General features: G+C 73.3%; 8 protein-coding genes, 1 tRNA gene and 1 other RNA gene. 7 read left to right on the top strand and 3 right to left on the bottom strand.

Annotated elements, in window-relative coordinates; translation table 11 throughout:
- Window positions 1–57 precede the first annotated feature (57 nt).
- Together ACFQ79_RS38525 and ACFQ79_RS38520 are read right to left on the bottom strand one after the other, a co-directional pair.
- The gene (locus ACFQ79_RS38525) at window positions 58–846 is read right to left on the bottom strand and encodes a VOC family protein (RefSeq protein WP_383592533.1); all 789 of its coding nucleotides are present in this window, start codon (window positions 844–846) and stop codon (window positions 58–60) included.
- Window positions 847–987: 141 nt separating this feature from the next.
- Window positions 988–1,209, bottom strand: a complete 222-nt coding sequence (locus ACFQ79_RS38520; protein ID WP_383592530.1) for a hypothetical protein — start codon at window positions 1,207–1,209, stop codon at window positions 988–990.
- A gap of 127 nt (window positions 1,210–1,336) precedes the next feature.
- Here ACFQ79_RS38520 and ACFQ79_RS38515 point away from each other — a divergent pair, with 127 nt between their 5' ends.
- Window positions 1,337–1,969 (top strand): TetR/AcrR family transcriptional regulator, encoded by a 633-nt coding sequence (locus tag ACFQ79_RS38515; RefSeq protein ID WP_383592527.1) that lies wholly within the window; start codon window positions 1,337–1,339, stop codon window positions 1,967–1,969.
- 104 nt (window positions 1,970–2,073) lie between these two features.
- On the opposite strand, the gene ACFQ79_RS38510 is transcribed toward ACFQ79_RS38515, so the two are convergent.
- A tRNA-Ser gene (locus ACFQ79_RS38510) sits at window positions 2,074–2,161 on the bottom strand.
- 374 nt (window positions 2,162–2,535) lie between these two features.
- Between ACFQ79_RS38510 and ffs the strand changes: the two genes are divergently transcribed.
- The 6 genes from ffs to ACFQ79_RS38480 all read left to right on the top strand — a co-directional run bounded on the left by ffs (window position 2,536) and on the right by ACFQ79_RS38480 (window position 11,289).
- An RNA gene (gene ffs, locus ACFQ79_RS38505) (signal recognition particle sRNA small type) lies at window positions 2,536–2,634 on the top strand.
- 90 nt (window positions 2,635–2,724) lie between these two features.
- Entirely contained in the window at window positions 2,725–4,881 is a 2,157-nt protein-coding gene (locus tag ACFQ79_RS38500) for a DNA polymerase III subunit gamma and tau (protein ID WP_383592524.1), read from the top strand.
- Window positions 4,882–4,942: 61 nt separating this feature from the next.
- Complete coding sequence (gene purD / locus ACFQ79_RS38495) at window positions 4,943–6,193, top strand: phosphoribosylamine--glycine ligase (protein WP_383592521.1); 1,251 nt, start codon at window positions 4,943–4,945, stop codon at window positions 6,191–6,193.
- Window positions 6,194–6,444: 251 nt separating this feature from the next.
- On the top strand, window positions 6,445–8,439 hold the full coding sequence (locus ACFQ79_RS38490) for a hypothetical protein (protein WP_383592518.1): 1,995 nt from the start codon (window positions 6,445–6,447) through the stop codon (window positions 8,437–8,439).
- 335 nt (window positions 8,440–8,774) lie between these two features.
- Window positions 8,775–10,235: a N,N-dimethylformamidase beta subunit family domain-containing protein gene (locus tag ACFQ79_RS38485; protein WP_383592515.1), complete on the top strand. Its 1,461-nt coding sequence runs from the start codon at window positions 8,775–8,777 to the stop codon at window positions 10,233–10,235.
- 145 nt (window positions 10,236–10,380) lie between these two features.
- The gene (locus ACFQ79_RS38480) at window positions 10,381–11,289 is read left to right on the top strand and encodes a phosphoribosylaminoimidazolesuccinocarboxamide synthase (protein ID WP_383592512.1); all 909 of its coding nucleotides are present in this window, start codon (window positions 10,381–10,383) and stop codon (window positions 11,287–11,289) included.
- Window positions 11,290–11,437 lie beyond the last annotated feature (148 nt).

Here is an 11,437-nt window from a genome sequence, read left to right as displayed (position 1 = left end):
GCCGAAGCGTCCCGGCCCACGGGCGTTCACGGAGGGGAAGGCCCCTCACGCGGCCCCTCACACGGCCCAGGGCAGCACCCGCGTGCCCTCCGTCCCCGGAACCGTCGCACACCCGTCCGCCCGCATCGCGACAAGCGCCTCCGCCGCCTCGGGCGCGTGGATCCGGCGCACCAGGTCCGGCGGCAGGATCACGGTCCGGCCGGCCGCGACCTTCTCGGTGCGGCCCCCGCAGGTGACCTCCAGGGTGCCGCTCGTGACCGTCCAGACCTGTTCGCGGCTGATGGCGTGCTCGGGCCCGGTCGCCCCCGCGGCCATCTCCACTGTCCAGGTGCTGAGTTCGACGCTGCCCCTGCTGGGCGCGGCGAGGCCGGTCATCGTGGCGTTGGGGGAGACGGTGACGGACTCGGGGGACGGGGTGATCACCCGCACGCCGGGTGCCTCCTCTTTCACGGGGCTGGGATCGGCGGCGGGCGTGACCCACTCGACCAGCTGGACCACGACGCCGTTGGGGTCGGTCAGCTGGAACAGCCGCTCTCCCCAGGGCTCTTCGCGCAGCGGCATCGTGATGGGAGCGCCCTCGGCCCGCAGCCGGGCCTCTTCCGCCGCGAGGTCGGTGACGGTGAACGCCAGGATCAGGCCCGCGGCCTGCTGGTCGCGCTGCTCGGGCGGCAGGACGTCGGTGCCCCGACGCAGCAGCACGATGTCGACGGCTGTGTCCTCGCGGGTCAGCGAGGCGAAGCCGTCGGCGGCCATGGCCACCTGGTAGCCGAGGTGGGTGGTGAGGAACTCCCGGGAGGCGTCCACGTCGGCGACGGTGAGGGAGAGGGTGGAGGTAGAGACGTTCACGGCGGCTCCTCAGGAAGCGGATCAGCGGATCAGTGGATCAGCGGATCGGCAGATCGGCGGATCAATCGGTCGGCAGGGCGGGCAGGGCGGGCAGGGCGGCAGATCGGCGAGCCGGCAGGCGTGCAGCCGGACCGTCCGGTCTCAGTACGTGCGGCGCGGCGCCTGGAACCGGTTCCGTGCCTCGCTGCGGCCGGTACGCGGCAGCTCGCGGCGCGGGGGGCGCGAGGGTCGCCGGGTCGTCGATCCCGGCCCGGTCTCCTGGGCGGTGGCGCCGAGCTTGGCGCTGATGCCGGTGAGAGCGGTACTGAACGCCGGCCCGAGGTCGCTGGTGAACGCGGCGAGATCCTGCTTCGGCATACGCATACGCGGCCTCTTCCTTTGGCTCTTCGCCCCGTAGGTTCTACGAGGCGATTTTTGCGACGGACGTAACTTTACGCACGGCCGCGCGAGTGCGTCAAGGATATTTTTACGTCGCGTGTAAGATTCGCTCATGGGTACCGAGAGCATGGGACTCCGTGAGTCCAAGAAGCAGGAGACCAGGCAGCTGATCTCCGACCACGCCACCCGCCTCTTCATGGAGCAGGGCTTCGAGCAGACGACCATCGCCGAGATCGCCACGGCGGCCCGCGTCGCCAAGAAGACGGTCACCAACTACTTCCCGCGGAAGGAGGACCTGGCCCTCGACCACCACGAGGCGTTCACCGCGACCCTGGCCCGCGCGGTCGCCGACCGGGCCGCGGGCGAGTCGCCGCTCGCCGCACTGCGCCGTGAGTTCGCCGCCGCGGTCGAGGCGTGCGACCCCGTCGCGGGCTTCGCCGGCCCGGAGTTCGCCCGCATGATCGCCGAGAGTCCCACCCTGAGCGCCCGTCTGCGCGAACTCCACGACCTGCGCGAGGAGGCCCTCGCCGAGGCCTTGGCGGCCGTCACTCCCGCCCAGGCTCCGGCCGTCGCCCCCCGGGCCGCCGCGGCACTCCTCGGCGCCGCCCACTGCCTGCTGTTCCAGCGCATCCAGGAGCTCACCCTCGCCGGGGAGCCCAACGACCGGATCGCGGCCATCGTGGCCCCGGAGGCGGCGTACGCCTTCGATCTCCTCGAAGCCGGCCTCCCCATCACGGAGGGCTGACCGCACGGAAGGTGACTGACCGCCGCAGGGGCTGACCGCCCCGGACAACGTCGAAGGCCCCGCTGCAAGCAGCGGGGCCTTCGACATCGTGCCCGGTGAGGCACTGGCGGAGGATACGAGATTCGAACTCGTGAGGGGTTGCCCCCAACACGCTTTCCAAGCGTGCGCCCTAGGCCTCTAGGCGAATCCTCCGCCGCGAACATTACATGACCGAAGAGGGTGCTCGCGAACTCGATCCTGGTGGGGGGTGGTGAGGTGCCCTGCGAGGTGTCCGGTCGCCTGTCCGGCCGCCTGTCCAGCCGCCTGTCCGGCCGTCTATCCAGCCGCCTGTCCGGCCGTCTGTCCCGCCGCTTGTCCCGCCGCCTCTTCGGGCACCTGCCCGGTGACGTCTCCGGTGACGTCTCCGGCGACATCTGGCGTGACATCTCCCGGGACATCCCCCGTGGCGTCCCCCGTGGATCCCCGGCGACATTCCACGGCCGGGTCCGGGAGGTCTCCCCGGAGGGGCTCCCGTGGGTGCCGGGGGGGTGCGGGGCTTCGGGGGGTTCGCCATCGGGTACTCTGGGCGAAGCCCCTCACGCGGTGCTATCTGACTGAACTCCCCCAGGGCCGGAAGGCAGCAAGGGTAGGTCGGCTCTGGCAGGTGCGTGGGGGGCGCTTGCGTTCCCCGTACGCGCACGCCCCCACTCATGTCGCGGCAGCTGCCGGTGGCGGTTTTTCCCGGGTTGTCGGTGGGCGCCTATAACCTCGTACATGTGTCGTCTCTCGCGCTCTACCGCCGCTATCGCCCCGAGTCCTTCGCCGAGGTCATCGGGCAGGAGCATGTCACCGACCCGTTGCAGCAGGCCCTGCGGAACAACCGGGTCAATCACGCGTACCTGTTCAGCGGGCCCCGCGGCTGTGGCAAGACGACCAGTGCGCGCATCCTCGCGCGGTGTCTGAACTGCGAGCAGGGGCCCACGCCCACGCCCTGCGGGGAGTGCCAGTCCTGCCGTGACCTCGCGCGGAACGGGCCGGGGTCGATCGACGTCATCGAGATCGACGCCGCCTCGCACGGTGGTGTGGACGACGCCCGTGACCTGCGCGAGAAGGCCTTCTTCGGGCCCGCGTCGAGCCGGTACAAGATCTACATCATCGACGAGGCCCACATGGTCACCCCGGCGGGCTTCAACGCCCTGCTGAAGGTGGTCGAGGAGCCGCCGGAGCACCTCAAGTTCATCTTCGCCACGACCGAGCCCGAGAAGGTGATCGGGACGATCCGGTCCCGGACCCACCACTACCCCTTCCGGCTCGTCCCGCCCGGCACCCTGCGGGAGTACCTGCGCGACGTCTGCGGGCGCGAGGGCATCCCCGTCGACGACGGTGTGCTGCCGCTCGTCGTGCGCGCCGGCGCCGGTTCCGTGCGTGACTCGATGTCCGTCATGGACCAGCTCCTCGCCGGAGCCGCCGACGACGGTGTGACGTACGCCATGGCCACCTCCCTGCTCGGCTACACGGACGGCTCGCTGCTCGACGCGGTGGTGGAGGCCTTCGCCGCCGGTGACGGCGCCGCCGCGTTCGAGGTCGTCGACACGGTCATCGAGGGCGGCAACGATCCGCGCCGCTTCGTCGCCGACCTCCTGGAGCGGCTGCGCGACCTGGTGATCCTGGCCGCAGTGCCCGACGCCGCCGACAAGGGGCTCATCGACGCCCCGACCGACGTGATCGAGCGCATGCAGGCGCAGGCGTCCGTGTTCGGCGCCGCCGAGCTGAGCCGGGCCGCCGACCTGGTCAACACCGGTCTGACCGAGATGCGGGGCGCCACCTCGCCCCGGCTCCAGCTGGAGCTGATCTGCGCACGCGTGCTGCTGCCCGCCGCCTTCGACGACGAGCGCTCCGTGCAGGCGCGCCTCGACCGGCTGGAGCGCGGTGCGGCGACCGGGCCCGCGCCCGTCTTCACGCCCGGAGCGGCCGCGCCCGCCATGGGGTACGTCCCCGGGCCCGACGCCCACACGCCGATGGCCCCGCCCCCGCCGGCCCCCGTCGCGGCCCCCGCACCCATGCCCGTACAGGCTCCGCCGCAGTCCGCACCGGCACCTGCCCCGGCGGCCGCACCCGCGCCCGAGCCGGTTCACGCGCAGCCCGCCGCCCCCCGCCCCGGTGCCTGGCCCGGTGCCGCCACCCCCGGCGGCGGCACACCCGGCGCCTGGCCCGGTGCTTCCGCGTCCGCCGCGCCGGCCCCGGCCGCCCCCGTCCACGCACCGTCCGCGCCGCAGGCCCCCGCGCCCGCTCCCGCCTCCTCGGGCGGCGGCGGTGACACCGCCCAGGTGCGGAACCTGTGGCCGCAGATCCTCGACGCCGTGAAGAACCGGCGCCGCTTCACCTGGATCCTGCTCAGCCAGAACGCGCAGGTCGCGGGCTTCGACGGCACGACCCTCCAGCTCGGCTTCCTCAACGCCGGAGCACGCGACAACTTCGCGAGCAGCGGCAGCGAGGACGTCCTGAAGCAGGCCCTCGCCGAGCAGTTCAACGTGAACTGGAAGATCGAGGCGATCATCGACCCCTCGGGCGGCGCCTCGCCGCCGCCCGCCGCGACCGGCTTCGGTGGATCGGGCGGAACGGGGGGCTTCGGCCGCCCGCAGGCGTCCGCCCCCGCTCCCGCGCCGTCCTTCCAGCAGGCCCCGCCGCCCGCCCCCGTACAGCCGCAGACGCAGTCGGCGCCCGCGTCGGCCGCCGCGCCCCCTTCCTTCCAGCAGGCCCCGCCGCAGGCCCAGGAGCCCGCGTACACGCCGCCCGCGCCGCAGCCCGTGGCGCCCGAGGACGACGTGCCGGAGGAGGACGATCCGGACCTCGTCGACTCCGCCCTCTCCGGGCACGACCTGATCGTGCGCGAGCTCGGAGCCACGGTTGTGGAGGAATACACGAACGAGTAGGGGCGTCTCGTTCAGTGGCCCGCACAAGGGGCATCCCGGTCGTCGGGCTACTCTGACTGGCGTGAAGGTCCTCGTCATCGGCGGCGGCGCCCGCGAACACGCCCTGTGCCGCTCTCTCTCCCTCGATCCCGACGTCACCGCTCTGCACTGCGCGCCCGGCAACGCCGGAATCGCGGAGGTCGCCGAGCTGCACCCCGTCGACCAGCTGGACGGCGACGCCGTCGCGCGCCTCGCCACCGAGCTCGGCGCCGGCCTGGTCGTCGTCGGCCCGGAGGCTCCGCTCGTCGCCGGTGTCGCCGACGCCGTCCGCGCGGTCGGCATCCCCGTCTTCGGCCCGTCGCGGGAAGCGGCGGAGCTGGAGGGCTCCAAGGCGTTCGCCAAGGACGTCATGGCCGGCGCCGGGGTGCCCACCGCCCGCAGCTACGTCTGCACGACCCCCGAGGAGATCGACGAGGCGCTCGACGCCTTCGGCGCTCCGTACGTCGTGAAGGACGACGGCCTCGCCGCCGGCAAGGGCGTCGTCGTCACCGACGACCTCGCGCAGGCACGGGCCCACGCGCTCGCGTGCGACCGGGTGGTCATCGAGGAGTTCCTCGACGGCCCCGAGGTCTCCCTCTTCGCCATCACCGACGGCACCACCGTCCTCCCGCTCCAGCCCGCGCAGGACTTCAAGCGCGCGCTCGACGACGACGAGGGCCCGAACACCGGCGGCATGGGCGCCTACTCGCCGCTGCCCTGGGCCGACCCGAAGCTGGTCGACGAGGTCCTCGCGTCCGTCCTCCAGCCGACGGTCGACGAGCTGCGCCGCCGCGGCACGCCGTTCTCCGGACTGCTGTACGCGGGTCTGGCGATCACCGGCCGCGGTGTCCGGGTCATCGAGTTCAACGCCCGCTTCGGCGACCCCGAGACCCAGGTCGTCCTGGCCCGGCTCCGCACCCCGCTGGCCGGCGTCCTGCTGAACGCCGCCAACGGCACCCTGGACGACCAGGCCCCGCTGAGCTGGAGCGACGACGCCGCGGTCACCGTGGTCATCGCCTCGCACAACTACCCGGAGACCCCGCGCACGGGCGACCCGATCGAGGGCCTCGACGAGGTCGCAGCGAAGGACGCCCCGCTCGCGTACGTGCTGCACGCCGGGACGAAGCGGGACGGCGACGCGGTCGTCAGCGCGGGCGGCCGCGTCCTTTCGGTCACCGCGACCGGAACGGACCTGGCACAGGCCCGCGAGCGTGCCTACGCGGCGGTCGGCCGTATCCGCCTTGACGGCTCCCAGCACCGCACGGACATCGCGCGCAAGGCCGCCGAGGCCTGACGGGACCGCCGATTTCTCGCGCGGCCGTGCGGTGGATCGTACGGTCGCGCGAAATCCATCACCTTTGCCCAAAGCCATACCTTCGAGTGACGGCTGGGCCATCCGGATGACGTCCGCCGAAGCCCCAACTAGGGTGCGGCGAAGGTGTTCCGGCACTTGGCCCACCGGCATTGCGATGTCGGTGGCGGGTGCCACAGTGGGGGAGTGAGCAACACCGCCACAGGCAGTCCCGACAAGGGCAGGAGGGGGTGATGTACGGCGTGTCCGGTACCGGTTCCGTTGTCGGCGAGGAGTGGGGAGCGCGCGCCGCGCGCTCCCGGGCCCTCGCCGTCCTCCGGGTCCGCGGCAGGGCGCTGGGCCTCGCGGTCCTGCCCGCCGCCGTGGCCGTCGTCCTCTACGCGGGCGGGGTCACCGGCCACTTCACCGGCTCCGGCTGGGACGCTGCCCGCTGGGTGGTGACCGTCCTCGCGGTCCTCGTCCTGCTCGCCGCCACCGCCGTCGCCCTCGTCGTCGCACGGGCCCGTCCGGCCGCCACGCCGACGGTGGAGCTCGCCGAGACCGCCGCCCCCGACCTCTACCGGCTCGTCCGGGACCTGGCCGACCGGCTCGACGTCCCGGCGCCCGCCGCGATAGCCCTGACCCCGGACTGCGACAGCTGGCTGGAGGACCGCACCCACCGGGCCCACCGCGCGCTGCGCACACCGGGCGGCGAGGGGGAGGGCGAAGGAGCCCCCGTCCTCGTCATAGGTTCGCCCTTCCTGTGGTGGATGCGCGTCGGCGAGCTGCGGGCGGTCCTCGCCCCGGTCGTCGCCGGCACGGGCCCCGCCGCACATCCCGACATAGCCGCGGCCCGACGCTTCGTCCGGGGCCTGGACGCCGCCGTGGCCGTGCCCGGGACTCCCGGTCTCGACCCGGTCCGCCGCCTTGGCGCGCACGGCGTCGGGCAGGTCGCCCGCGTCCTGCTCCGCGCCTGTCGCGGGCACGCCGCCGAGATGGAGCGCGGGGTCGCCGCCGCCGGCTCCGAGCGCGCCCAGGCCGTGGACTACGGCGTACGGATCGTCGCCCAGGAGCAGGTCGGCCTGGCGTACGCGGGCTGGGACCGGCTCCTGACCCGCGTCGCGCTGCCCGCCTGGCGGATGGGCCGCTGGCCCGCCAAGCTCGACGCCGGCGTGGTCTCCGCCCTGACCGAGCTCTCCCGCCGCGACCGGCTCGCGGAAGGCTTCTCCTCCCGGCTCGGCGAGCGCCCCGCCTGCGACCTCCTGGAGGAGCCGGGCGCGGTCGACGAGGCCACCTCGCTGCTCGCCGCCCGTCTCTTCCACGGCGGCCCGGCCGAGCCCGGGCCCGACTGGTCCCCGGTGGAGTGGAGCCAGTACCCGGAGGAGGTCGTCGACCGGAAGTGGCGCACCGACGCGGCCCGGCTGCACCAGGTCCTCGACGGCCTCGGTCTGGCGGAGGCCGCGGCAGGAATCGGGGGCGGTGAGGGCGCGGCCGAAGGCCCGACCCTGACCCGGGTGATCGCCCACCTCTCCACGGAGCCGACGAAGCCCGCCGATGCCGACGCAGCCACGGACACCACCACCGCCACAGACACCACCACCGGCGCAGACACCACCACCGCCACAGACACCACCACCGGCACAGACACCGCCGTCGACATCGACACCACCGACATCGACACCGCCGCTGAGACCCCCGTCGACACCACCACCGACATCGCCACCACGACCGACCTCGACCTCGACTCCGACTCCGACCTCGACATCGACGCCGAGGACGACGAAGAGACCGTCAATCCCGCCGCCGAGGTGCTCGCCGGCGCGCTCAGCGCGCTGCTCGCGCGTGAGGAGGCCGTACGGGAGGCGCGTGTGGCCGCCGACGCCCTGACCGCCGAGGCGGCGGCCCGCAGCGCCGAGAAGGACGACCGGCACTCCGGCGGCACATCCCCCGCGGTCGTCAGTGGCCCGGACGGCCCGCTTCCGCTCTTCCCGCTCCAGCCGCCCCGCTCGGGTCGCGACCTGCTGGCCGACCACGTCACCGCGATGGTCTGCTGCGCGGCGGTGGACACCGCCGAGGCCACCCCCGGTCTCGACTGGCTCGACGGTCCCGCGCTCCTCGTCGGCGGCGAGCGGGCGGTGGACCTCGGCCCCCGCGTGCTCGCGCTCGTCGAGGACGGCGACCCGGAGCCGCTGCGGGTCTGGCTGGCCCGCACGGGGGTGCGCCCCGAGAAGCCCGTACGCCTGGTCTGAGCCTCCCGGCGAGCCCCCGGAGGCGCCGATCCCCGGAGGGCGAGTCCCGGAGGCCGGCCCCGGGAGCGCCCGCCAGAAGGGCCAGCCCCGAAGGCCGAGCCCCGGAGGCCAGCCCGGAGGCCGAGCCCCGGAGGCCCGTCCGGTGCGTCCCGGAAGGCGTCCGGAGGGGTCCTGGGGATCACCCGTTTCGGAGCCCCGCCTTCCACTCTCGCCAATTCACGACGAACGGTGACGGAGTGCGTGCGTTATGTGATGTGCTGGAGACCGTCACTGACAGACGCACAAGCCACAGGCACTGACCAGCCGACCCGGGGGAGTCGAGGGAGGGGCGCAGCATGGGGGCGGACCAGATCAGACGGTGGGAGTCGGGTGCGCTCGCGCACGCCGTCACCGATCCCTTCGGCCAGGGCCCGTTGCCCTGGCTGCGCGGTTCCGAGAACTACTTCGACGACACCGGGCAGATGGTCCCCTGGTACGCGGACGAGATCCTGGCCCGGGGCGGCAGCGGAGGCCCGCGCACGGCCGACGACGTCCGCCGCCAGATCAAGGGTTTCGCCTCCGACGGCGCCGTGGCACCGGGGGAGTCGATCGACTTCCACATCACGGTGGACCCGCCGCAGCAGTTCTCGGTCGACGTCTACCGGATCGGTCACTACGGCGGCGACGGCGCCGCGAAGATCACCACGAGCCCCCGGCTCTCCGGCATCGTCCAGCCGGCCCCGCTGACCGCCGACCGCACCGTCTCCTGCCACCACTGGTGGCAGTCCTGGCGGCTGCAGGTCCCCAGCTACTGGTCGATCGGGGCGTACGTCGCGGTGCTCACCACCGCCGACGGCTACCGCTCGCACATCCCCTTCACGGTCCGCGACAACCACCCGGCCGATCTGCTCCTCGTCCTCCCGGACGTGACCTGGCAGGCGTACAACCTCTATCCGGAGGACGGGCACACCGGCGCCAGCCTCTACCACGCCTGGGACGAGGAGGGCAGGCTGCTCGGCGAGCAGGACGCGGCGGTCACCGTCTCCTTCGACCGCCCGTACGCGGGCGCGGGGCTGCCGCTCCACGTCGGGCACGCGTACGACTTCATCCGCTGGGCCGAGCGCTACGGATACGACCTGGCGTACGCGGAGACCCGCGATCTGCACGCGGGCCGGGTCGACCCGAGCCGCTACCGTGGCCTGGTCTTCCCCGGGCACGACGAGTACTGGTCGGTGCCGATGCGCAAGACCGTCGAACTCGCCCGTGACCAGGGCACGTCGCTGGTCTTCCTCTCCGCCAACACCATGTACTGGCAGGTGGAGCTGGGCCCCTCGCCGTCCGGGGTGCCGGACCGGCTCCTCACCTGCCGCAAGCGCCGCGGCCCCGGCCGGCCCGCGCTCTGGCGCGAGGTCGACCGGCCCGAGCAGCAGCTCCTCGGCATCCAGTACGCGGGCCGGGTGCCCGAACCGCACCCGCTGGTCGTACGGAACGCCGAGCACTGGCTCTGGGAGGCCACCGGCGCCGGTGACGGCGACGAGCTCCCCGGCCTGGTCGCGGGCGAGGCCGACCGCTACTTCCCGCGGACGGCGCTCCCCGAGCACCAGGGCCGCATCCTGCTCGCCCACTCGCCCTACCGCGACGGCGAGGGGGCGCTCCGGCACCAGGAGACGAGTCTCTACCGGGCGCCCTCGGGGGCCTGGGTCTTCGCCTCCGGCACCTTCGCCTGGTCGCCGGCCCTCGACCGGCCGGGCCACGTCGACGCCCGGGTCCAGCGCGCCACCGCGAACCTCCTCGACCGGATCTGCAAGAGGGACTGAGCGGAGCGGAGGGACTGAGCGGGAGGACTGACCGGGGGGACTGAGCGGGGGGACTGAGCGGGGGGTCACACGGCCTGGCGGCCGGGGCCGTCCGGATGTGCGAGAGAATCGGACACGCTCCTGGATCAACCTACGCGGAGGAACCGTGTCCGGATTCGTAGAAAAGCCCGAGCCCGTCCAGGTCCCGGGCCTGACCCATCTCCACACGGGCAAGGTGCGCGACCTGTACCGGAACGAGGACGGGGACCTCGTGATGGTGGCGAGCGACCGCATGTCCGCGTACGACTGGGTGCTGCCCACCGAGATCCCCGACAAGGGCCGGGTCCTCACCCAGCTCTCCCTGTGGTGGTTCGACCGGCTCTCCGACCTGGTCCCGCACCACGTGATCTCCACCGAGCTGCCGGCCGGGGCCCCCGCCGACTGGGCGGGCCGCACCACCGTCTGCAAGTCGCTGAACATGGTTCCGGTCGAGTGCGTGGCCCGCGGCTACCTCACCGGCTCCGGCCTCCTGGAGTACGACGAGTCCCGCACGGTCTGCGGCCTCGCGCTCCCCGAGGGCCTCGCCGACGGCTCCGAACTGCCCGCCCCGATCTTCACCCCGGCCACCAAGGCCGCGGTCGGCGACCACGACGAGAACGTGTCGTACGAGGAGGTCGCCCGCCAGGTCGGCGCCGAGACGGCTGAGCTGCTGCGCCGGACGACCCTCGCCGTGTACGGCCGCGCCCGGGACATCGCCCGCGAGCGCGGGATCATCCTCGCGGACACCAAGTTCGAGTTCGGCTTCGACGGGGAGACGCTCGTCCTCGGCGACGAGGTCCTGACCCCGGACTCCTCGCGCTTCTGGCCGGCCGACCAGTGGCAGCCGGGCCGCGCCCAGCCCTCGTACGACAAGCAGTTCGTCCGCAACTGGCTGACCTCCCCGGCCTCCGGCTGGGACCGCAAGAGCGAGCAGCCCCCGCCGCCGCTCCCGCAGGAGATCGTGGACGCCACGCGCGCCAAGTACCTGGAGGCGTACGAGCTGCTGACCGGCAAGTCCTGGTCCGACAGCTTCTGAGACACCCGGCCCCCGGGCCTCCGCCCCGGCCTGCGCCCCCCCCCCACCGGGCGGGGGCGCCCCCAAACGTCCGTCCGACGGGGTCAGCGGGTAGACACGACCGTTACCTTAACGTAGTTAGTGGTCAGCTTCACCAGAAGCTTAACCA

The sequence above is a fragment of the Streptomyces sp. NPDC056480 genome (assembly GCF_042795405.1).
Classification (GTDB): domain Bacteria; phylum Actinomycetota; class Actinomycetes; order Streptomycetales; family Streptomycetaceae; genus Streptomyces.
Note: the sequence above shows the minus strand (reverse complement) of the source record. Positions and strands in the feature narration are given on the sequence as shown.